Source organism: Microcoleus sp. S1D4, assembly GCF_036700765.1.
In the GTDB taxonomy this organism is placed as follows: Bacteria; Cyanobacteriota; Cyanobacteriia; order Cyanobacteriales; family Microcoleaceae; genus Microcoleus.
Genome location: NZ_JAUBPP010000019.1, coordinates 32,825 through 55,608 on the forward strand (window position 1 = coordinate 32,825; position 22,784 = coordinate 55,608).

Sequence of the window (22,784 nt, forward strand, 5' to 3'; positions counted from 1 at the left end):
GTTTAATCTAAAATCTAAAATCTAAAATCTAAAATCGGATGACAGAAGACATTCAGCCTCTCGCTAGCTTAGAATTCATTCCCTACATTGACTCCGAGGGAAAATTGCCCGATTTTGTCCAGGGAAAAATTGGCGTTTATGCGATTTTTGATAGCGATCAAATTCTGCAATTTGTCGGCTATTCTCGCGATACTTACCTCAGCCTGAAACAGCATTTGGTACGCCAAACCGAATATTGCTACTGGCTGAAAGTCCAAATTATCGATCGACCAAACCGCACTATACTCGAAAACATCCGATCGAGTTGGATTGCTGAAAACGGCTCGCAGCCCCAGGGTAACGGTGCCGATGCAGCCAAGTGGAACGATCCCATCGACACCAAAACTGTGATGACAGCCCAAGAAGTGGCAAATTATGAAGGTATTGTTGCTGATGAACTTGCCAAAGATAAATTGTTAAAAAATGTAGCGCGCCGGGTGGAAAATCAAATTTTATCGCTGCTCAAAGCTCGCGGTGTAACTGAAGAAATCCGGTTTAATCCCAAGTTGAAAACTAGCGGATTGTTGGATTTAAAATAAGGGCGTTGCTGATTTTGGGTACGTTGTCATGTTCTGTCTACGATCGTAACAAAAAAGGTTCGTAGTGAGGAATTGATATCAATTCCGGTTGCATTCATACATGATGTTAACAGTTAACAGTCAACAGTCAACAGTTAATTTACTATTCCGGTGAAGAGAGGATTTGATATGATATCGTTTCCGCTTGCATCGGAATGATTTAACCTTATTAGTACGCAGAGTACACAGAGTCCGAGAATATATATCTGAATCATTCCGATGCTAACCGATTTGATAGGAGTTCGTAAAACGTCACAAAAACAGTTCGTTCGCAGTGCGGAATTGAGTTCGTAAAAAGCTGCTGACTCAAGTCCTGTCTACGAACCTGCACTACTTTTGCACGTTTAATTTGGCTAAAACTGAGGCGAATCGAGCAGGATCGATCGGCTTTGCTAAATGTTCGTCGTAACCGGCGTCGATCGCCCGATCGCGGTCTTGTTCGCTAGCATAGGCTGTCAGCGCAACCGCCGGCAAGCGCTTGATTTTGTCAGATTGGGACGATCGCACTTGGCGGATCAGCGAGTAGCCGTCCTCAACGGGCATCCCGATGTCGCTGACTAGAATATCCGGCGGCGACTGCTGCAAAATGTCGATCGCCTCCGCAGCCGTTGCAGCCGCAGTCGCCTGCGCCCCCAACTGTTCGAGGGCGACAATCAAAAACTCCCGGTTGTCGGGTTCGTCGTCAACAACCAACACCTTTAAATCGGCTAACATACCCCGACGGATTTGAGGGGCTTTCCTTTCCTCTCTCAACTGCCGCTGCTTGCCGATCCGCTGTTTGAGGGGCAGCATGACGGTGAATGTCGCACCCCTATTTTTACCCGGACTTTCGGCGCGTACAGTGCCGCCGTGGAGTTCCACCAAGTGCCGGACGATCGCCAATCCCAGTCCCAAACCGCTGTCAGCCCGAGTAATCGACCCGTCTGCTTGTCGGAAGCGATCGAACACGTAGGGCAGAAACTCTGCTGAAATGCCTTTTCCGGTATCGCTGACAGTAATTTGCAGGTAATTAGGTGATGGGGAATTAGCCACAGCTACCGCCGACAAACGCAGTTTCACAGTTCCGCCCGTTGGCGTAAACTTGACGGCGTTTGTCAGCAAATTCGAGACTACCTGCTGCAACCTCTGCGCGTCGCCCCACATCAATTTGACTGTAGGGTCTAATTCCGAGGAAACTGTCACAGACTTAGCCTGGGCGGCAAACATGACTGAACTCAGAGCAATTTCGATCGCGTTTGCCATGACGAACCAGCCGTCTTTCAGAGCCAGTTTGCCTTGAATAATCCGGGAAACGTCGAGCAAATCTTCGACTAGCTGCACCTGCACCCTTGACTGACGCTCGATCGCTTCCAAACCGCTAGCTAAATCATCTTCAGTGTAGGGGAGGCCGCGCAGCCTCTGCGCCCAGCCCAGAATCACATTTAAAGGCGTGCGGAGTTCGTGGGAAAGCGTGGCGAGAAACTCGTCTTTCAGGCGGTTGATGTCTTCTGCTTCCGCGCGCGCGGCTTGTTCGCGATCGAGCAACTGAGCGAGTTCTGCCTCTACTTGCTTGCGATCGCTGATGTCGGCGACGATCGACATACAGTTAATATTGCCTTGAGCGTCGCGGACTGGAGTTGCCCACAAACCGATGTCGATCGTGCTGCCGTCTTTCCGTTGGCGCTGGGTTTCAATCCCCGCGAGCCCCTTTCCTTGACTAATTTTTTTCAACTTAGCGCTGAATTCCTCCCGCTTGTCTGGGGGAATGGAGGGCAAAAATTGATTTTTCGCCTCTGATTCTGACCAGCCAAAAATCCTTTCGGCTGCTGGGTTCCACATTTTCACAATGCCGTCGTCGGCGCTAACAACCGTAATTCCTAGGGGACAAGCTTGAATCAAGGCTTCCAAAGTTTGGTTGGTTTGCGATCGCGCTGCTTCTGCTTGTTTGCGATCGGTGATATCGACGTTTACCCCGATCGCCCGCTGGGACAAACCGATCTCGTTCTGAAACACCTTAGCCCTGCAAGCAATCCAGCCGATGCTGCTGTCGGGACGGCAAATGCGGAACTCAATGTTTAATTCCTCCCCGGATGCCACCGCCGCCTGCAACTGCTGTTGAGTGAAAGCGCGATCGTCTGGATGCACCATTGCCAGCAAATTCTGATAGCTGCTGTCGAAACCGCCGACCGGCAGTCCGTACAAAGCCTCTAATTCCGGCGTACACGCGAGTTCCCCTGTTTCGACGTTCCATTCAAAAGTTCCGATTTTGCCTGCTTGCTGAGCGATTTGCAGCCGTTCTTGATTGTTTTTGAGTTCCGCTTCCACCCTGGAGGTTTCGGTCAAGTCGATGTAAAATGCGACGATCGTCTCTGGTTCGCCCTTGTCCGGGCACAAAGTCGTCCCGCCCATCAGCATCGGCACGCGGCTGCCGTCTTTGCGGATGTACTCTTTCTTGAAAGGAGTTGCGACTCCCGAATCCCGCAGTTCCCCGGCCGCCAAGGCGTCGAGGTGCAGGTATTCGGGGGGTGTCATCCTGTCCCACCGCATTTGACCTGAGAGCACGTCCGATCGGGTGTAGCCGACCATGTTGAGCAGGCAGTCGTTGGCGTAGGCGATGCGGCCGCTAAAATCTCCGATCGCGACTCCGAAAATATTGGAATTTAACAGCCGCCGGAATAAAGCTTCGCTTTGCTGGATTACCCGTTTTGCTTGGTTGCGATCGGTGATTTCGGCGATCGCGCTGCTGACTCCCAACAGGGTTCCCGATTCGTCGCTTACAGGATAAAAGCTGACTAGCCAATCCCGCACTAATCCCGGCTGTTGCAGCGTTTCGGCCTTAATTTCTAAGTCGAGCACGGGGGTTTGCGTCGCCAGCACTTGCAGGTAAATCGGCTCTAGTTTATCGGCGATTTCGGGAATCGCTTCTCTGATGGTGCGCCCGATGTGATCGGCGATCGATCTGCCGTTGATCTGAGCGAGGCATTTGTTGATGCGGATGTAGCGCAAATTGGTATCGACAAAGGACATCCCGACCGGTGTAGTGTTGTAAACTAAGTCGAGTTCTGCTAGTTGGTTGCGAAGGCGTGTTTCGTTTTCTCGGAGCTGGTTTTGAGCTTGTTTGCGATCGGTGATATCGAGTACGAAGAACGATCCTTTGTTTGTGCATCCTTCCAAGTTTCCGCCCCCGATTAAAATTGGGAGGCGCGTGCCGTCTGAGCGGATAAATTCTTTTTCATAAGGCTCGCAACTTCCTGATGCTGCGACTTGCGCTACAGCAGCGCGATCGAGTTCTGTGTATTCCGCAGGCGTGATATCCAGCCAGCGGATCTGTCCCGAAACCAACTCTTCCCTTGTATATCCGATCATTTCCAGCAAGGCATCGTTAGCGTCTGTAACTTCACCCTCCGCATCCCAGAAACCGATGCCGAGCATGGTAGATTCTACCACGCTGCGGAACCGCGTTTCGCTTTCTGTTAAAGCTATTTCGGTTTGTTTTGCTGCGGTAATATCTGCGAAAATTATGCCGGCACCGATGATTTCTCCCCTTTCATTTTTGACTGGGTAGTAGTTGCCGAGCAAATAGCCAAACTCTCCGAGTTTTCCAAGATTTTCGCCGCTAATTTCTACGTTTAAAACCGATTCGCCGGAGTCGAGAACTTGCTGAATTATTGGTGCAAATTTGTGCGCCGATTCTGGGAACAATTGGCGGAAGTCTTGACCTAGATGCTGTTCGGCGGACAAACCGTTGAGTTCTGCTAAAACTTGATTGATGTGGATGAAGCGCATTTCGCGATCGACAAAGCAAATCGCCAGGGGAGATGCTTCTAGGAGCGAGTCAATTAAGGCAAACGATTGCGCTGTTTGAGATAGTGCTTGTTGCGCTTCTGCATAAAGTCTGGCATTGTCTAGGGCAAAAGCGACATGGTATGCTAAATCTTCTAACATTGCCATGTCTTGGGAATTGTAGCGACTGCCAGATTTAGATGTAAAGCAGGTAATAGCACCTATTACCCGCCCGCGCGCTAAGAGCGGTACGCAAGCGTGGGAGCCGATATTGAGCGAGCGCAATGTTTTCATTTCTGCTGTATCTTCGGCTGCTGCTGCTAAAATCTCTTCATCCACTTCGACAATTAGTTCCGATTTTCCGGTGCGAATTACCAGCGGATAGCCGTTAACAGCATCAGAGGCGATCGGGCTGCGGATTTTCAAGTTATTCAGAATATCAACCGCAGAGGACTCTGCGTGAGCTACAGCCGCGCGGCGCACTTTTGAGCCGATTTCGGTCAAATAAATGCAGCACCCGTCAGCGATCAAATTTACTGCTAATTCTGCGATATTTTGCAGCACCGTTTCCCCGTCAAATGCCGCAGTCAGCATTTTGCTAGCTTCTGCTAAAAATGCCGACCGCTGCTGTTCTTTTTCCGCTTTTTCCCTGGCTGCTAGCTCGATTTTTAACTGCAATCTTTGAGTTTCTGCAAGTTTGAGTTCTGTGATATCGCGGGCGACAATTAATACTGATTCTGCTGCGCCCTCTTTGTTAAATTCTGGAACTACGCGAGATTGATAGCTTCTGATACCGTCGGTTGAGTGCGCCTTAAATTCGATGATTTCTTCTCTGCCTGTTTCTAACACTTTGTGCAGGGTTTCGTCCCACATCTGGCACAGTTCTGGCGGCATTCCTAAGTCTTGACTGGTTTTGCCGAGGAAGAATGAAACGGGTTTTCCTTGGCTTCTGGCAACTGCTTGATTAACATAAATATAGCGCAGTTCTTTGTCCGTGCGGATAATCATATCTGGCGTATTTTCTAGCAGCGTTCTCAGTTGCTGTTCGCTGTTAGACAAAGCTGCTTGCGCTTGTTGTCTTTCGGTGACATCTCGCACCGTGCCCACGTATCCGATGAGTTCGCCGGAGTCGGAGAACATCGGCGAGGAACAAACGTTAATCCAGCGGACAATTTTCTCTGCTGTTTCCAGGCGATATTCGATCGCATATTCCCCACCTTTGCGAGTATAATCCAGCCATCGGCCCAATACGCGATCGCAGTCTTCCGGGTGAATGCAATTCTCCCAACCGTTTCCTAAAAGTTCTGCCAAACTCAAGCCAAAAATCGCCTGAGCGCGCGGGTTTGCATAGGTGTAGCGCCCCTCAAAATCCGCCATGAAAATCCCCATCGGCGAACAGGAACTCAAGCAGCGAAATCGTTCTTCTTGAGCTTGCAGTGCTTCTTTAGCTACTGTCAGTTCTGCCGTCCGCTGTTTGACGCGGGTTTCTAGCTGGGTGTAGGATGAAGCTAGGGCTATTTCTGCTGTTTTGCGATCGGTAATATCGATGCCAGTGGCGATCGCATATTCTACCACACCATCGCCATCGACCATCACTGTATTAGACCAAGAAATGAAGCGCCTGTCGCCGTTTTTAGTCCGCCAATAATTTTGATATTCGCTGTAATAATTTTCCGCGTTGAGTTTAGCAAAAACTGTTTGAACAGGTTCTATTTCTTCGAGAATTAAAAATAGATCCCAAACATATTGATCCACAACTTCTGCTGCCGAGTAGCCTGTGGCTTTTTCACAAGCTTGGTTGAACCGGACAATCCGTCCTTGGCTGTCAAGAACTACAATCAAGCAAGCCGAAGTGTCAATTACTTTTTTAATAATCTGGCGTTCTATTTCAAGTTCTTGTTCAGAGGACTTTAAGCCAACATACCAAGCGCTAACCATTGCAACGGCCAAAAGTAATATTGCAGGAGTTGCCTGAAATGCAAAGACTAACAGAGTTGTCAGCAGTAAGGCCGTGGCGGCGCTAAATGTAGCAAGGCTGTAGGATTTAATGGGCAAGGGCAAGACCTGAAACCAACTCATTTTTTGTTGACCTGTGGCGATCGCGCGATCGTGCTATTTCTTCTGCGGGTGAAACAAGAGTGTTAAAACTAACTATGGGTTTTTTCTATACCAAACCAGATTTGTCCGCGCCGTGCCATCTTCCCAGAGACAGATTTATGGAAGTCATCAGTCAACAGTCAACAGTCATTAGTCATCAGTCATCAGTCAACAGTTAACAGTCAGAAGCAAAATAGAATCTTTTTCCCACTCTCCCCATCTCCCCCTCTCCCACTCTCCCCCTCTCCCCATCTCCCACTCTCCCCTCTCCCCTCTCCCTCTCCCCAGTCGCCGGAACCGAGCAATTTATGGAGGCTGCAGCTTATGATAAATGAAGGGACAAATTTGCTCCACCCATGTCTGGGAGAAACTTAAGGTGAATCACAAGCTGGCAAAAATTATCGGATTATTCTTCGCAGCCGCCACCGTCTTCGGATTCATGGGTTACGCGCTTCAAAATCCCAATTCGGTCAGTAACAGTGCGATATCGTCGATCGGCTTTCCCAATCTTACCATCGCGGCCATTCGGGCGATCGACAACAAACGATCCCAAATCTATCTCAACGGAAAGTGGCAATTTGTCCCCGCAGTTGGCAACACCCAAAACCCCCCCGTCTCCCCAAGTTGGGGTTCTATCTGGGTGCCTGGAGACTGGCAAAAAGAAAACAACCAATCCGTACCCGGAATCATCACTCGCGGCAGCGGCAAAGATTGGGAAAACTTCAACCGCGAACAACTATCAAAAGCTTGGTACCAACAAACAGCCAACATTCCCGACAACTGGAAAAACCGCCGAATTTTTATTGACTTAGCCAGAGTCAGCACCGATGCAGTAATCTTTGTCAACGGCATTAACTGCGGTCAAATCGAATGGCCTTACGGTACTGTTGAAATTACCAAAGCAGTCAAACCAGGTGACAACACCCTATCTATTTTAGTCGCGGCAGTCTCCGAAGAAAAAGACAAAGCCGTGATTATGAGTCCCACAGAAATTTATACAACAAAATCTAAGCTACAATCGCGGGGAATCATCGGCGAAGTGCGACTCCTCAGCGTTCCCCCAGGCCCGCTAGTCAGCGACGTATTCGTCCAAACCTCCACCCGAAAAAAGCAAGTTAAATTAGATATAGAACTCAAAGACGTTTCCCAAAATGGGCAAGTTCAACTAATCGCGCAAATGCTCGATGAACAAGGCAAAGTAGAACAAAAATTTATAGGCACCGCCACCGTCAAAGCCAAACCAATTCAAACAGTAAAAGTGCAGTGGGACTGGCAAAATCCCCGCATTTGGGATCTAGAAAAACCCAACCTTTACACCCTGCAATTAGAAGTAAAAGGCAGCGGCATCGACACCCAATACAACCAACCTTTCGGCTTCCGCGAATTTTGGATAGAAGGGCGCAAATTTTTCTTCAACGGCACAGAGTTTCGCCTCCGCCCAATCTTGCACTCAGATGGTTCTTGGGAAAGCGGCATAGTAGAAGTTGCTGATAAATTAATTGAAAACTACATGAAAGCAGGTTTTAACATAGTAGAAACCTGGCCTTGGAATCACGACGAACGGGGTCGGTGGCACTTTCGAGAACTGTTATCAGAAAGAGCTGATCTCAAAGGTTTTCCAATTATGGTGCCGGCCTTAGATATTAGTCCGATCGCTTGGAACGGCAAGTGGAAAAACTCCCTATATAGAGACCGCTGGAAAGCGCGAATGATGACAGAAATGCGCCGTTACCGCAATCATCCATCAGTATTAATGTGGGCAACAAGTCCTAATTATTTTGGCAATAGTGAAGACCAAAATCCCCGCCAAATCGGCAAAAGCAAAATAGAAGGAACTCTCAGGAAATGGGACAGAGATCCCATGCCCATCAAGACTCTCTTCGGCAATGATGCTTTAGCTGCTATTAAATCAGCCGACCCTACCAGACCCGTGATGGTACACCAAGGAGCAAACTTTGGCGATGTTTATGCACTGAATTCTTATTTAAATATGATTCCGCTGCAAGAGAGAGAAGAGTGGATTTCCGAATGGAGTAAAACCGGAGAAATGCCCTACATGGTAGTGGAATTTGGGACACCGTTGCACGTCACCATGATGCGAAACCGCCAAGGTTTTAGTCAGGCCATTCTCAGCGAACCTTGGATGACTGAGTTTGCGGCAATTTATTTGGGCAACCAGGCTTATGAGTTGGAAAGTACGGCTTATAAAGCTAAAATTCCCGAGCAATTTGTCAAAGGTCAAAAGTATAAAAGCTGGCATTTTAACAAGGATTTAGATTTTGCACCAGCTTTTCAAAAGTTGCAGGAGTTATTCAGCACAAATACTTGGCGGAGTTGGCGGACTTTTGGAATGTCTGGAGGGATGATTCCTTGGAATGACGGACACGGTTGGGAACTTTCTGATGCTGGCAGAAATAAGGTGGATATGGGGGCATTTCAAGCGGGGCAGCGAGGAGTTTATTTGAAGCAAGTCTCGAATAATTATTTGAATTACTTGCAGCCAGAAGCTTACACTATTCATCCGGGCGGCGAGGCAATTATGAATAATAATAGCTCGACTTTGGCTTGGATAGCTGGTGCTAATCCGGTATTTACTGCCAAAGACCATAACTTTTTTGTGGGCGGGAAAATGGCCAAGCAAGTAGTGTTAATTAACGATACCAGGACACCGCAAGAATTTGCATTTGATTGGCGGGTTTTGGTGGGAGGGAACGAAGTAAAAGAAGGCGAGAAGAAAGGAGTTATTCAGCCAGCAGCCACGCTATTCTTCCCAATTGATGTAAAATTACCAAATACCGTTTACAGCAAGACTGACGGCGAAATTCGCTTGACTGCGCGAGTGGGCGATCGCCCGCATTCCGATAAATTCGCTTTCCGGGTGTTTACCAATGGAAGCAAAATCAAAGATGAGGTTGCAATTTTCGATCCGGCGGGCAAAACCTCGGCAATGTTAAAACAGCTAGGCCATCAGCTTGTGCCCTGGAACGGTTCGCAAGTTTCATCCCTATTAATTATCGGTAGGGAAGCGTTTTCTAGCGGGGAAAAATTGCCTGGAAGTTTAGAAAATTTTGTACGCAATGGCGGCAAAGCAATTGTATTTCCCCAAGGGCCAGAATGGCTGGAAAACATGGGTTTCCGGGTTGCCCCCCACGTCAGCCGCCGCGCTTATCCAGTTGATAGCAACCATCCTGCAGTTATCGGTTTAGACAGTGAAGATTTGCGCGATTGGACTGGCGAAAGCACGCTGCTTGAAGCCTATCCAGATATGATGGAAACAGGCGTAAAAATTAGTCCGGCACGTATGCCTTGGTACGGCTGGCATTGGGGAAATCGCGGCGGTGTCAGCAGCGCTGCTATTGAGAAGCCACACCGCAGCGGTTGGCGGCCTATTTTGGAATCTGAGTTTGATTTAGCTTATTCGCCGCTGATGGAATTGGATTATGGAAAAGGGCGGTTGATCTTAAACGAGTTGGATTTGGAAGATCATTATTCTGTAGATGGTGGGGCGGCGCAGTTAGTGCAACAAATTATGAGTTACGGGATGACTTCTCCGGTGCTTGGAAAGCCGGATAAAGTTGTTTTAATTGGGGGAGACAAGGATGCCCAAAACTTGGACAGTTTGGGGGTATTTTATCAGCGGGCTAATGCGCTTTCTGAGGATGTGGGTTTGGCAATTGTGGGGGCCGAAGCGAATCTGAAAGATGCCGATTTGCGCGGTTATTTGAATGCTGGCGGGAAGGCGTTTTTCTTGCCGCGTCAAGTGCCTGTGGCGGCGTTGGGCGTGGGTTTGCAGCAGGCGAAGGATTTCGGTGGTTCGCTGGCGGTTCCGAGTTGGGATGAGGTGAAGGGGCTTAGCAGTTCAGATTTGCGATCGCGCTCTTTTTATGATACTTGGTTGATTAAGTCTGGGGGAGAAATCGGTGGTGACGGTTTGTTAAGTCGCGTACAAGTTGGTAAGGGTGTGGCGATTTTCTCTCAAATTGACCCGGACAGTTTGAATGCGGATGATAAGACTTATTTGCGTTTTACTCGCTGGCGGCAAACTCGGGCAAATGCTCAGATTTTGGCTAATTTAGGGGCGACTTTTAAGGCGGATGGATCTGTGTTTAACGGTTCGAGTCGGGAGTTTTATCACTGGGATTATAAGGCGGATTTTGAGAATGGGGACGATCCTTATCGATATTATCGATGGTAGGAGTTTTTAACCACAGATTAACGCGGATGTTATGGAGGATATCACAGGTCAAAGTGTCGCTTAAAGCGCGGGTCTAGTTTGTCGGTTTTCCTTTGGTTACAGGGGCGGCAGAGGGTTTGCAGGTTGCTGATGTCGTTGCTGCCGCCGCGCCCTAGGGGGATGATATGATCGATCGTCAGTTCTGCTTCTAGTTTGGTTTGGCCGCAGCTTTGGCACTGGTATTTGTTGCGAGTAAATACGTATTTTCTGACTTCGGGTGGAATACGAATTCTAGGGGTTTTAGTCATGAATTGTGCGGTTGATTTTCCGGGTTTAGTAGTTGGCGGCGCAAATCGTCAAGGGGTGATTCTGGAGGGCTAATTTCTAATTGATTGTTTTCTGGTGTTTCTTCAACTTTTGGTTCATCTGGACAAAACTCTATAGTGACATTGAGTTTGAGCTTAATCTTTCCTTTTTTCCAGCCCTGAGCTCCCACTCTGAGAATTTCACAATCTATACCTTCACCAAACCAGTTCTCATAAGCATTAGGTTGTAGGTCAGTAGTTAAACCGACATTAATATATAGATTCTGTTTGCTTAACGAACTATTTAGTGTCTGTCCCAACCCATTTTCAGGCAAAACTCCATTTACTGTTTCCTTGAGTTTTTCCACTTTAAGCATTGCGTTATCGAAAGATAAAGCATCATCATTACCGCAGTTGTGAAAATCAAATTTATCTTCCATATTGACATCTAACCTAATAGGTTTTTTAGCCATGAGTTTTAACCGCAGATGAACGCGAATGTTTGATGGATAGGTCGGCAAATATTTCGTCATAAATGTCATTTTCCGCACTCAGCCAATCTTGATAAGCTTGAGATTCAAGCATCGGTTGAAAAGATTCTTTCCCTGTTGTCAAAAACAGCGCGAGGTTGAGAAGTATTGCCAACTTATCATCTGGAAGTTGCTCGATTATTGTTAGAAGTTTTTGGCGAATGTTCATATAATTAAAGTCGCTCTTTGCTGGCTATTATAGCACATTACTCAAAATCCACCGCAACGCTATTGTTTTCTACAATTACAGGCAACAAATGCTCGTGCAACTTCATCGCCCGCAAACAATCATTAATCCCAGAAACCGCCCGATCGTACTCTTGAATTTTCTCTTCATTCTCATCTTGCAGCCGCCGATTCTTGGCAATTTTCTCCTCAGCTTCCTGTGCTAAAGTTTGTTCCAAATAATCGCGGGCTTGACTGTATTTCTGCAAAATATCATCAGCTTGCTGTTCCGCCATCGGTAACAAATGCTCTTTCAGCGTTTGGTTGACAGTTTGGCGGAAAGTTTGCCGAATAGTTCTAGATACTTTTGGCTCAAAATCTAGCCGCAACAATTGCCGAATTGCCGGTTGCGCGTCCACCATGTTTTCGCAATCGTAACCTTGAGATGTTTGCTGTAATGTTTCCCGGAATTGGTAAATCGAAAACGTTCCTTCGTCGTAAAAACGGGGACTTTCTCGCACGTAGCGATCGCACTCCACGCCCGCCGCATTCACCAAAGCATTAGAAACCCGCTGCGACAACTCCTCTAACTGCTGTTCAATTCCCCCATCGTTCCCCAACAACCGATAAAGCAATCGATAGTATTCCGACTTGCGAACGCTGTCTTTCAGATACTGGAAATAATTATCAATCAGTGACTTAGTAGCCTCTACTAAAATATCTTCCAACTGATTCGCTAAATAATAAAGCGCTTCCACTAAAACAGCAATTAAAGGTGCTGTAGCATTGCGGGGATGAGTCATCAAAGTGCGTCCGTAAGCCGCCTCTACCGAAAATCCGTCTAACAATTCATCCAAGCGGCGGATCATCCTAGATTGCAGTTGTCGAAAATCAATGTCAAAGATATCGCATTTGTTCATAATCATTTCATTGATTTCTTTGGCGATATGTTCCCGAAAATCTTGTCCAACTTGCTGCAATTCTTGATTTAACCGCAAAAGTTCTTGGGCTTTCATCGCTTCAATTTCGCGGGGCTGGCTGTCCAAACTCCGCTGGATTGTTTGGTATTGTTTCCGCAGTTGAATGCACAAATCTTCTAAATCGTCAGCGAGATTTTTGAACAGTTGCGGGCGCTTTTCTTTGGTGAGATAATCGGTGATGGCTGTGCGAAAATCTTCGATGCCGCTATCTTGAATTAATTGCTGGATTAACGGTTGACCTTGTTCTGCAAGAATCCGCACATAGTTTTGATTTGGGGTTTCGTAGCTGTTAACTGAAATCCGAAATTGGCTAGCAGATAGTTTACCAGAATTGGCGCAGTAGCGGTTAAATTCGTTGACAAATTGCGGTGTGTCTTGACTATTTTCGCTGTTGTTACCCGAATTTGTGTCTGCATCAAGGCGATCGCGACTTTCGGCAAATATTGTATCCAAACCAAAGCGATCGCGCCCGGTTGTCCCTCTAATCAAACTCCCGTAAAATCCCAGCAACCCGCTGGTTTTATAGACTCTGGTAGTGTCGCGAAAGTCGGAATTAATCAGATTTTCTAAGCGCTGTCGCAGTTGCGTGTTGTACCAAGTTTCGTCAATGCGGTTGAAAATGTAAAACAGCCGATCGCGAATTCCCGGATTCGATCGCGTTTTCTCCATCAACTCCGTCTCTTCCGTCGTCATTTCCCCAGACGACGCAGCCTTCAAGACACAAACAACCGCCGAAGTATCCGGGCTTTCAATCTTATCGTAGGTCAATTCCGCATCCTGTTTGACAGGCGCATCAATTCCCGGCGTATCGATAATAATATTACCATCTTTCAGCAGCGGATGGTAACAATAATATTCAACTCGCTTCAGCACAGCACTGTTGCTACCGCGCCGCGCATAACTAGCAGCTTCCTTGAGATTGGAAAAGTTAAACTGTTCCATCGAATAAGTAGCGTTATCGACAGCTTGGATGCGCTCGCGATTAGCTTCAAAACCTTCTAGCAACAGTATCAAAGCCTTAGCTTGTTTGGCTAGCTCCGATTTATTTTCTCCGCCTTCCTTTTCGATAATTATCAAACATCCCTGAGATAAAATCTTTACTACATCTATTTGATTAATATTGATTTCAGTAGTTAAGTTCAACTGCTCGCACAGAGCATAAACTTGAGCGCGAATCTCAACTTCGCTCGAAAAAGTTAGAACAACGCGCTCTTTTTGGGCCGATTCAGCATAGGCGATGTAACACTCAGTACCAGTTGCGTGTCCTTCAGCACTGTAGAGCAATTCTCGCTCCAACAAAGCATTAATCAACATCGATTTTCCTGCACTAAAAGCGCCCGCAAACACAATTTCAAATTCAGGAGAAATTGCCTTTTTTAGAGACGCTTGTACCGCCGTAATATCTTGTTGTCGCAAAGATGGTTCTTGACGCAGTAGTTGCAGTAAAGTGTCAACTTGCTCTTGTAGATTGTTGCATTGGGGCGGCATTTGAGTCATGGCGGCCGACTTCTCCTGATTGTCGAAAAATTACTTTAGTTAATCCTGGACGCACGGGGGTTCAGAAACCGGATTTTTTGGTTAAATATTCAGTTTTAGCCGACAGATTGAGTAAAAATTCCGGTTTCTTGGTCGGAGTGGATCTAGGATTACTTGTTGTTAATTTTCGACTAATTCAGAAATAATTGCAACAGTAATTTTACTTAGGTTATCGAGGATTGCTTAATAGAATTAGTAGTAATACCAATTTGATCGAGTAGCGCTAGATATTACCCCCCAACCCCCCCCGCGAGTTCGGGGGGGCTAAGACTTCATCCATAGCACATCTTTAGAAAAATGGTACAAGGAACAAAAATTAAATAAATTAAACATCTCGCACACTCCTCTGTTTCCCTAAGCAGCGAGGTCAACAGAGGCTCTTCCTCGCCCCAGAAGCATTACCAGGCAGAGCCTGGTAACGAGCCATTGTCATTTTTAAGGTACGCATTGCGCGCACTACAGAATTAAACCGACAAATCTTGACGCGGTTTAAAAGTTTCAATCTGCCGCAATTTTTCGTATAATTCCCGTTCCTCTTCACTAATTTCCTTGGGAATTAACACCTGAATTTCTACTAGCTGATCGCCCCGATCGCCATTTCCAGTCGGATAGCCTTTATTTGCCATCCGCAACCGCTTTCCAGACGTTACTCCCGGCGGTAGTTTCATCTTCACAGGGCCATCCAGCGTCGGCACTTCCACATCTCCACCAAGCACCGCTTCGCAGGGTGTCAGCAGCAATTGGCAGCAAATATCCGACATTTCCAAGCTAAAAAAAGGATGGGGAGAAACTGTGATTTTCAAGTACAAATCGCCGCCGCCAATACCTTGATTTCGCAGGCGAATTTGCTGGCCCGATACCATCGCCCCAGGCATATTTACCTCGATCCACCGCCCGTCATCCAAACGAATGCGCTCGGTACCGCCGGAATAAGCTCTTTCCAAAGGCAGAGTCAGCCTGGCCTCGATGTCTCTTCTGATTTCGCGATCTTCTATTTCTCTAGTTTCGCGTCGCATTTCGCGATCGTCAAAATCCCTTCTATCTTCCCGATAATTAGCAACATAACTTGTTTTCTTAGAAGCCGTACTCCAGGGTTCCGAGGCGGGAACTCGCGGTGTATCATTCGCCGTCGCCATCCTCACTTCCCGTCGCCTTCCAAGCACTTGATCGAGAAATTTATTAAAATCCGAGTAATCGCTAAAATCGATATCTTCGGCTGGTTTTTGGCGGCTAGCTTTGTTATTTCCCCAAGTTTTGAAGTTGGGAAGTTTTACGCCTTGTTTCCCTTGAAATCCTTTTTGTTTCCAGAATTTACTAAACTGATCGTATTGAGCTCGCTTTTCGATGTCGGAAAGAATATCGTAAGCTTCATTAATATCCTTAAAGTTATCTTCAGCAAATTTGTCACCCGGATTCACGTCTGGGTGTAACTGTCTCGCCAGTCGGCGATAGGCTTTTTTGATCTCATCAGCCGTAGCGTCTCTGGGAACTCCGAGTATTTGATAGTAATTACGAAAATTTTGCATAGTTAGTCATCAGTCATTAGTTATTAGTCATTAGTTATTAATTATTAGTCATTAGTCATTAGTCATCCTGCTTCCCCGCTTCAAACTAGGGACTAATGACTGGGGACTAATGACTAACCACTAATTACAGCCAATCGTCATCATCATCCCAGTCGTCGCTTTGATTTTGATAGGGGCGAGTGGGGCGATTGGTGCTGGTTCTACGATCGCCCTGACGATCGTATGAACGATCGCGATCGTCAGGGCGATCGTAGGAGCGATCGTAGGAGCGATCGCGATCGTAGGGGCGATCGGGAATTGGATCGACAGTCGATCGCCTGTACGGCTTAGCATTGGTATAATAGCTGCTGTCATCGCTGCGGCGCTTAGTACCGTCGCCCGTAAAAGTGCGCTTCACAGACTCAAAGAAATCATCATCATCGTCATCCATCGCAAACGCTGCAACTTCGCGGTTCAAATCGTAAAGAGCATCTTGCAAATCCGAACCAACTTGGTCAACTCCCCGTTCGTCGTTGCGTTCCAAACTGTCTCGCAACTCCCGAATTAACGTTTCAATTCGCTGGCGGCTTCTTTGAGCAAACTGCATTCCGCGATCGAGCGCCACCTCTCGCAACTGCCGCTCAGCTTGATAAGCCAAAGCCTCAGCGCGATTGCGTTTTTCGACTTTTTCCCGCTGCAACTTATCAGCTTGAGCAAACTGTTCCGCATCGCGAATCATTTGATTCACTTCCTGCTGAGAAAGCGTCGAAGCACCTTGCACAGTAATGCTTTGTTCCCTGCCGGTAGTTTTGTCCAAAGCAGTCACCAACAGCATCCCGTTAGCATCAATATCAAAAGCTACTTGTACCTGCGGAATCCCTCGCGGTGCCGGCGGAATTCCACTTAGTTTGAACCGTCCCAAAGACTTATTATCTCTACCTAATTCCCGTTCCCCTTGGATGATGTGAACTTCTACCACAGTTTGGTTGTTTTCGGCAGTGGAAAAAACGTCCGATCGCCTAACAGGAATAGTAGTATTCCGAGGAATCAGTTTTTTCATCACCCCGCCGATAGTTTCCAAACCCAGAGAAAGCGGCGTTACGTCCAACAGCAGCACATCGCGGACATCCCCCGCCAAAATTCCCGCCTGAATTGCCGCACCCACCGCCACAACCTCATCGGGATTCACATTTTGATTCGGTTCGCGATCGATCAAACTGCGAACAATTTCCTGCACCAAAGGAATCCGAGTCGAACCGCCGACCAACACAATTTCATCAATCCGAGAAGGATTCAAATTTGCATCAGCCAAAGCTTGTTTCACCGGACGGCGCATCCGCTGCACCAAATCGCTGCACAGCCCTTCAAATTGACCGCGAGTCAGTCGCGTTTCCAAATGCAAAGGCCCATCTTCATTCGCATCGATAAACGGCAAATTAATCTCGGTAATCCCGACTCCCGAAAGCTCAATCTTAGCTTTTTCCGCCGCTTCGATCAACCGCTGCAAAGCTTGGCGGTTTTTTCGCAAATCCACGCCTTCTTTTTCTAAAAATTGTTCGGCCAACCAATCAACAATTTTCTGGTCAAAATCATTGCCGCCCAATTGAGTATCGCCGCTAGTTGCTTTGACTTCAAATACTCCGTCTCCCACGTCTAAGATAGATACATCAAAAGTACCGCCGCCCAAATCAAAAACTAAGATTGTTTGACTTTCTCTTCTTTCCAAACCGTAGGCCAAAGAAGCCGCCGTCGGTTCATTTAAAATCCGCTTCACATCAAGTCCGGCAATTCTGCCAGCATCCCGCGTCGCCTGTCGCTGGGAGTCGTTGAAATAAGCGGGAACAGTGATTACAGCCCCCGTGACTTCTTGTCCGAGATAGCGGCTGGCTTCGTCGGCCAACTTCCGCAACACCATCGCCGCAATTTCCTCTGGGGCAAAATCTTTTTTCAGGCGAGGGCATTTGATTTTGATGTTTCCGTTGTCGTCGCGGCGAGTTGTGTAAGGGACGCGCTTTGCTTCTGGAGTCAGTTCGGTATATTTGCGTCCGATGTACCGTTTGACAGCGTAAAAGGTGTTTTGCGGGTTGAGAACAGTTTGGCGTCTGGCCATCTGTCCGACAAGGCGTTCTCCTTCTTTTGTGAAACCAACCACCGAAGGAGTTGTCCGCATCCCTTCTGCGTTGGCAATCACAACCGGTTTGCCGCCTTCCATGACGGCTACTACTGAGTTTGTCGTTCCGAGGTCAATGCCAACTACTTTTCCCATACGTCCGTTGTCTCCTGTGGCGTTGTGTGTAGCTTTTTAAATATAAGCGTTAAGTACGATCGCATTTATTGTACCTTGTCGAGCCACGGGGCTGCGGGCGGTTCTCTCACTCGTGGCTGAAATGGTTCGTAGTAGGGACTTGAGTCCGTAACAGCCGGCGGACTGAAATCCGCACTACAAACGATCGCACAGGATATAACTCCCATTCTCTAGCAAAGCCATACAATGTAAGTAATTAGCAAACTTATTCATCAAGCGGGAGCCGAAAAATATGGCTGTCAACTCGGTTGAGAATTCAGAATTCACTACAACTCATTCTGTCATTGACTCGCAGGAAACAAGCTGCTGCATAGTAGGAGGCGGGCCCGCTGGCGCTGTTTTAGCACTGCTTTTAGCGCGGCAAAACATTCCGGTGATCCTGCTAGAAAAACACAAAGATTTCGATCGAGAATTTCGCGGCGATACCCTGCATCCGTCAGTAATGGAAATTATGGATCAATTGGGAATAGCCGACAAATTACTGGAACTGCCCCATACCAAAATGCGTCGCCTCACCATCCAAGCAGGTGAAAATACTGCCGCCCTCGTAGATTTGAGCAGTCTCAAAACCAAGTACCCTTACATTACAATTCTTCCCCAAGTCAAGTTTCTCGAATTCATCACCGCCGAAGCGCAGCGCTACCCCAATTTTCAGCTAGTAATGGGAGCTAACGTACAAGAAGTAATTATAGAAAATGAAATAGTGTGCGGAATTCGATATCGGGAACATGGGGGATATCATGCAGTGCGATCGCCCCTGACAGTTGCAGCCGACGGTCGCTTTTCCCGCCTGCGCCAATTAGCAGGTTTTGAACCGATTAAAACTTCCCCGCCGATGGATGTTCTGTGGTTCCGTTTGCCGCGCAGTCCCCACGATGTCAAAGATTCCGGTGTGGGAGGGCGAGCTGCAGGAGGTCATTTATTAGTGGTTATTGACCGCTTGGATTACTGGCAACTAGGTTATGTAATTCTCAAAGGCAGTTATCAGAAATTACGCGATTTAGGCATAGAAAATTGGCAAAAGTCAGTGGCTAAATTAGCACCAGAATTTGCAGATAGAGTCCAGCAAATCAAAGATTGGTCGCAAGTTTCATTTCTGTCAGTAGAATCGAGCCGCCTTCCCCGCTGGTATCGTCCCGGCTTGCTCTTAATTGGGGATGCGGCCCATGTCATGTCGCCCATAGGTGGCGTGGGAATTAACTATGCGATTCAAGATGCTGTCGTCGCGGCCAATGTACTGAGTACACCCCTGAAAAACCATCACTTGCACCTGTGGGATTTAGCAGAGGTGCAGCGACAGCGAGAATGGCCGACGCGCATCATTCAAGGATTTCAGTCCTTGATGCAAGACCAAATTATTAAGGGAGCTTTGGATACTAATAGACAGTTTACACCTCCACCTTTGTTGCAGTTGCCAATTGTCCGCAATATAGCAGCGCAATTAATTGCTTTTGGTGCCACTCGGGTTCGCGTGCAAGAGTAATGAGATACACCAATCTTAAATATAGAGGTAGCCTGAATGGCCGGATTAGAAGTATTGCAGTCAGTTGAGTTTTGATATCTAAAAGAGAAACAACTTAGTGTCTTAGATATAGCCTTTCAAGCTCTCATCTGAGGTACTATCCGGCATAGGGCATAGGCCTCCGCAGGCATACCTCACCATGCTTGAGAACCGCTATATCGAAACTTGGCAAGCACTCATCGAATGGTTAGAGACTTTAGAAGATTTGCAAATTGCCAAGCAAGCATTCAAGGAGTTAAAAGCTGCTGGTGGAAATCGCGATCGCACCTGTTGGTTAGATTGTGAAACAGTTAAAAATAAGCGGGATGAAGATTAGACTTGTATTGCATTAATTCGGAAAAAATCTTGAAATACATCTGCGTTTATTTGTATTTATCTGCTTGACATCTGCGGTTGACCGATAGATCCGGTCATTTATGCAATGCCAGTCTATTGAGGTGATTAGAAGATTAAATTTCCGTACAAACTGAAGGAACTCTCAGTTATGCAAAGTATTAAAGCGCGATCGCGCGTCGGTGCAGACGGGATGCTGCATTTGCAAATCCCCGTTGGTATCAAAGATACTGATTTGGAAGTTATTGTAATTTTCATTGAACCCGAATTGTGAGGGAAACCATTGCTGAGAGGGATTGAGGGAGTGAAGGGCGATCGCCCCCATCAGAGCGCGCCGATCGCACCTAAAAACTTTACAATGGCGATCGGGAACATCGATCGCTCCTATTGAAGTTAAAATTTAACAAAAGCTCAAAACAAATATATGGGACTCTTTGACAAAATTCGCGGCGAATTTATCGATATCATCCAATGGTTAGACAACACCAACGATACCATTGCCTATCGATTCGAGCGCCACCAAAACGAAATCAAACAAGGTGCTAAACTAACTGTACGACCAGGACAAATAGCAGTCTTTGTCAGCGAAGGCAAAGTTGCCGATGTCTTCGATCCTGGAATGCACGAACTGTACACCCGCAACTTACCCATTCTCAGCACTTTAAAAGGTTGGCCCTACGGTTTCAACTCTCCCTTCAAAGCAGAAGTTTACTTTTTTAACACCAAGATATTTACCAACCTGAAATGGGGAACCGCTAACCCTGTAATTATCCGCGATCCAGAACTCGGCCCAGTGCGAATGCGGGCTTTTGGCACATACAACATTAAAGTTTCCCATCCCGAACAACTTTTAAAGCAATTAATCAGCACAGACGGACTATTTCAAGTAGATGAAATTAGCGAACAACTCCGCAATACAATAGTCAGCTCCTTTGCCAATTGGGTTGGCAATTCCCGCGTTCCCTTGCTAGACTTTGCAGCCAACTACACGCAAATGGGCGAACAAATATGCATTGCCCTACAGCCAAATATCCAGCAGTTCGGGTTAGAATTAACTCAGATATTAATTGAAAATATCTCGATGCCGCCTGAAGTGGAAGCAGCACTCGACAAACGAGCCTCGATCGGACTTCTGGGAAATATGCAGCAATATACCCAATATCAAGCTGCTAACGCTATAGAAGCATCAGCAAATAACCCCAGCGGCGGCAATCAAGCATTAGAATTGGGCATGGGAATGGCAATGGGTCAGCAAATGACAAATATGATGCAGTCACCAGCATCGCAAACACCGCCGCCACCGCCAATAACACAAACTCAGTGGTACATTGCCCCCAACGGTCAACAATTAGGGCCCTTTGAATTGCATCAACTTCTGCAAAATGGTTTGACACATCAGGTAATAGTTTGGCGGGCGGGTTTTGATGGCTGGAAATTAGCATCGCAAGTGCCGGAATTAGCCTCTTTGTTGGCAACAGTACCGCCCCCGCCCCCAACCGCAGCAGCCTAAAATTTTGGATCTTTAGTTAATTGGCAATTGGTAGGTTTTCCCGATTACCGATTGCCAATTACCAGTTATAGCGGTTCGATCGCGTCGTGAGGTATGCCCAATGACCTGTTTGGCCAATGACCTGTTTGCCATATACCCAGTGACACCTCATCTTTCTGAGAAATGCTATATATCACCAATAAACTATTATGAATACTTCTGAACCTGCTGTTAAACGTTTTCCCTGTCCTAGCTGCGGCGCTTATTTAGAGTTCAACCCCCAAGCAGGAAAGCTAAAATGTGCTTACTGCGGCTGGGAAGATGCAATTCCCCAAACTGCGGAAGAAGTAAAGGAGAATTCCTACGAACAATATCTAAAAAACGATCGCACGGCGCTGACAACTTTATCCACAACAGCCCTGGAAGTAAAATGCAATAATTGCGGAGCAAGTATTACTTTTGAACCGCCGAAAGTAGCGGGTAGATGCCCGTTTTGTGCTTCTCCAATTGTGACGCAACCTGTAAAAGCCAGCCCTAGGGTGCAACCAGAGGGAATTATACCCTTTGAAGTTACTGATAAACAAGCCAGAGAAAGCATTCAGAAGTGGCTCAGCAAGCGCTGGTTTGCTCCTTCTGCTTTGAAATCTATGGCGCAACCGGAGAAAATTCAAGGGGTTTATTTGCCGTTTTGGACTTACGACTGTTATACGGTGAGTTACTATAAGGGCGATCGCGGAGAGCATTACTACGTGACTGAGAGTTATACAGAAACTAATGCTAACGGTGAAACTGAAACTAAAACTCGTGAAGTCCAACATACCAGGTGGTGGCCTGCTTCTGGCAGAGTCGATCGCACTTTTGATGATATTTTGATTCCGGCGACAACTTCAGTCGATCGCCCGCGTCTGGATGCACTGGAACCTTGGCATCTCAAGGAGTCATTGCGCCCTTACAATTCATCTTATTTAGCTGGATTTGAAGCACAGCGATCGCAAGTTTCTCTCTCTCTAGGATTTGACTCTGCTAAAAATATCATGGCGGGTACTATTCACTGGGATGTTTGTATACATATCGGCGGCGACGAGCAGCGGGTTCACAGCATTTCTACAGATTACAATGCTATCACTTTTAAGCATATTTTGCTACCAGTGTGGATGTGCGCCTATCGCTATCAAAACAAGCAATATCAAGTAATAGTTAATGCTCGCACCGCCGAAGTTCAAGGCGAACGTCCCTACAGTGCTTGGAAAATTGCTGGTGCTGTTGTTAGCGGTATCGTGTTTGCGGGTGCGATGTACCTATTGTTTAGTGGTAATTGGAGATATCTCCCTATTCCCGGCCTACCCGATCCCGACGAATACCAACCAACTTCCTTTGTGGGCGATCGCGCAAGATTGTCGGAAAAACCAGGTTTTTGAGTTGTGGTGGCGCGGCCTAGAAACCGGGTATTTTGGCAATTTTTTC

14 protein-coding genes are annotated in these 22,784 nt (G+C 47.1%); 7 read left to right on the forward strand and 7 right to left on the reverse strand.

The window, feature by feature from the left end; all coding sequences use genetic code 11:
- Positions 1–38: 38 nt before the first annotated feature.
- Positions 39–578 carry a GIY-YIG nuclease family protein gene (locus QT998_RS19420; RefSeq protein ID WP_333117125.1) on the forward strand — a complete coding sequence of 180 codons (540 nt, stop codon included), beginning with the start codon at positions 39–41 and terminating at the stop codon, positions 576–578.
- 369 nt (positions 579–947) lie between these two features.
- On the opposite strand, the gene QT998_RS19425 is transcribed toward QT998_RS19420, so the two are convergent.
- Complete coding sequence (locus QT998_RS19425) at positions 948–6,458, reverse strand: PAS domain S-box protein (protein WP_333117127.1); 5,511 nt, start codon at positions 6,456–6,458, stop codon at positions 948–950.
- A gap of 349 nt (positions 6,459–6,807) precedes the next feature.
- Here QT998_RS19425 and QT998_RS19430 point away from each other — a divergent pair, with 349 nt between their 5' ends.
- Positions 6,808–10,671: a sugar-binding domain-containing protein gene (locus tag QT998_RS19430; RefSeq protein WP_333117129.1), complete on the forward strand. Its 3,864-nt coding sequence runs from the start codon at positions 6,808–6,810 to the stop codon at positions 10,669–10,671.
- Positions 10,672–10,712: 41 nt separating this feature from the next.
- Here QT998_RS19430 and QT998_RS19435 read toward each other — a convergent pair whose 3' ends face one another.
- The 6 genes from QT998_RS19435 to dnaK all read right to left on the reverse strand — a co-directional run bounded on the left by QT998_RS19435 (position 10,713) and on the right by dnaK (position 17,937).
- Complete coding sequence (locus QT998_RS19435; RefSeq protein WP_193972755.1) at positions 10,713–10,958, reverse strand: HNH endonuclease; 246 nt, start codon at positions 10,956–10,958, stop codon at positions 10,713–10,715.
- The gene (locus QT998_RS19440) at positions 10,955–11,428 is read right to left on the reverse strand and encodes a KGK domain-containing protein (RefSeq protein ID WP_333117131.1); all 474 of its coding nucleotides are present in this window, start codon (positions 11,426–11,428) and stop codon (positions 10,955–10,957) included. Before QT998_RS19440 ends, QT998_RS19435 begins: the two co-directional genes overlap by 4 nt.
- Positions 11,421–11,654 carry a hypothetical protein gene (locus QT998_RS19445; protein WP_333117132.1) on the reverse strand — a complete coding sequence of 78 codons (234 nt, stop codon included), beginning with the start codon at positions 11,652–11,654 and terminating at the stop codon, positions 11,421–11,423. The genes QT998_RS19440 and QT998_RS19445 overlap by 8 nt, the downstream gene beginning before the upstream one ends.
- A 37-nt stretch (positions 11,655–11,691) precedes the next feature.
- On the reverse strand, positions 11,692–14,127 hold the full coding sequence (locus QT998_RS19450) for a dynamin family protein (protein WP_333117134.1): 2,436 nt from the start codon (positions 14,125–14,127) through the stop codon (positions 11,692–11,694).
- Positions 14,128–14,630: 503 nt separating this feature from the next.
- Positions 14,631–15,692 carry a J domain-containing protein gene (locus QT998_RS19455; protein WP_333117135.1) on the reverse strand — a complete coding sequence of 354 codons (1,062 nt, stop codon included), beginning with the start codon at positions 15,690–15,692 and terminating at the stop codon, positions 14,631–14,633.
- A gap of 124 nt (positions 15,693–15,816) precedes the next feature.
- Complete coding sequence (dnaK, locus tag QT998_RS19460; protein WP_333092333.1) at positions 15,817–17,937, reverse strand: molecular chaperone DnaK; 2,121 nt, start codon at positions 17,935–17,937, stop codon at positions 15,817–15,819.
- A gap of 271 nt (positions 17,938–18,208) precedes the next feature.
- On the opposite strand from dnaK, the gene QT998_RS19465 reads away from it, so the two are divergent.
- The 5 genes from QT998_RS19465 to QT998_RS19485 all read left to right on the forward strand — a co-directional run bounded on the left by QT998_RS19465 (position 18,209) and on the right by QT998_RS19485 (position 22,738).
- Positions 18,209–19,459, forward strand: a complete 1,251-nt coding sequence (locus QT998_RS19465) for an FAD-dependent oxidoreductase (protein WP_333117136.1) — start codon at positions 18,209–18,211, stop codon at positions 19,457–19,459.
- Between the two features lie 178 nt (positions 19,460–19,637).
- Positions 19,638–19,814 (forward strand): hypothetical protein, encoded by a 177-nt coding sequence (locus QT998_RS19470; RefSeq protein ID WP_333117138.1) that lies wholly within the window; start codon positions 19,638–19,640, stop codon positions 19,812–19,814.
- A 168-nt stretch (positions 19,815–19,982) separates the two neighbouring features.
- Positions 19,983–20,105 (forward strand): hypothetical protein, encoded by a 123-nt coding sequence (locus tag QT998_RS19475; protein WP_333092337.1) that lies wholly within the window; start codon positions 19,983–19,985, stop codon positions 20,103–20,105.
- 150 nt (positions 20,106–20,255) lie between these two features.
- On the forward strand, positions 20,256–21,341 hold the full coding sequence (locus tag QT998_RS19480) for an SPFH domain-containing protein (protein ID WP_333117139.1): 1,086 nt from the start codon (positions 20,256–20,258) through the stop codon (positions 21,339–21,341).
- Positions 21,342–21,529: 188 nt separating this feature from the next.
- A complete protein-coding gene (locus QT998_RS19485; protein ID WP_333117140.1) occupies positions 21,530–22,738 on the forward strand; it encodes a hypothetical protein in 1,209 nt (402 codons plus the stop codon).
- The last annotated feature ends 46 nt before the right edge of the window (positions 22,739–22,784 follow it).

What these genes read in the sequence shown, in the direction of transcription:
- QT998_RS19420 (WP_333117125.1), top strand. Translation starts at nt 39, where the DNA reads ATGACAGAAGACATTCAGCCTCTCGCTAGCTTAGAATTCATTCCCTAC.
- QT998_RS19425 (WP_333117127.1), bottom strand. Translation starts at nt 6,458, where the DNA reads ATGAGTTGGTTTCAGGTCTTGCCCTTGCCCATTAAATCCTACAGCCTT.
- QT998_RS19430 (WP_333117129.1), top strand. Translation starts at nt 6,808, where the DNA reads ATGAAGGGACAAATTTGCTCCACCCATGTCTGGGAGAAACTTAAGGTG.
- QT998_RS19435 (WP_193972755.1), bottom strand. Translation starts at nt 10,958, where the DNA reads ATGACTAAAACCCCTAGAATTCGTATTCCACCCGAAGTCAGAAAATAC.
- QT998_RS19440 (WP_333117131.1), bottom strand. Translation starts at nt 11,428, where the DNA reads ATGGCTAAAAAACCTATTAGGTTAGATGTCAATATGGAAGATAAATTT.
- QT998_RS19445 (WP_333117132.1), bottom strand. Translation starts at nt 11,654, where the DNA reads ATGAACATTCGCCAAAAACTTCTAACAATAATCGAGCAACTTCCAGAT.
- QT998_RS19450 (WP_333117134.1), bottom strand. Translation starts at nt 14,127, where the DNA reads ATGACTCAAATGCCGCCCCAATGCAACAATCTACAAGAGCAAGTTGAC.
- QT998_RS19455 (WP_333117135.1), bottom strand. Translation starts at nt 15,692, where the DNA reads ATGCAAAATTTTCGTAATTACTATCAAATACTCGGAGTTCCCAGAGAC.
- dnaK (WP_333092333.1), bottom strand. Translation starts at nt 17,937, where the DNA reads ATGGGAAAAGTAGTTGGCATTGACCTCGGAACGACAAACTCAGTAGTA.
- QT998_RS19465 (WP_333117136.1), top strand. Translation starts at nt 18,209, where the DNA reads ATGGCTGTCAACTCGGTTGAGAATTCAGAATTCACTACAACTCATTCT.
- QT998_RS19470 (WP_333117138.1), top strand. Translation starts at nt 19,638, where the DNA reads ATGCTTGAGAACCGCTATATCGAAACTTGGCAAGCACTCATCGAATGG.
- QT998_RS19475 (WP_333092337.1), top strand. Translation starts at nt 19,983, where the DNA reads ATGCAAAGTATTAAAGCGCGATCGCGCGTCGGTGCAGACGGGATGCTG.
- QT998_RS19480 (WP_333117139.1), top strand. Translation starts at nt 20,256, where the DNA reads ATGGGACTCTTTGACAAAATTCGCGGCGAATTTATCGATATCATCCAA.
- QT998_RS19485 (WP_333117140.1), top strand. Translation starts at nt 21,530, where the DNA reads ATGAATACTTCTGAACCTGCTGTTAAACGTTTTCCCTGTCCTAGCTGC.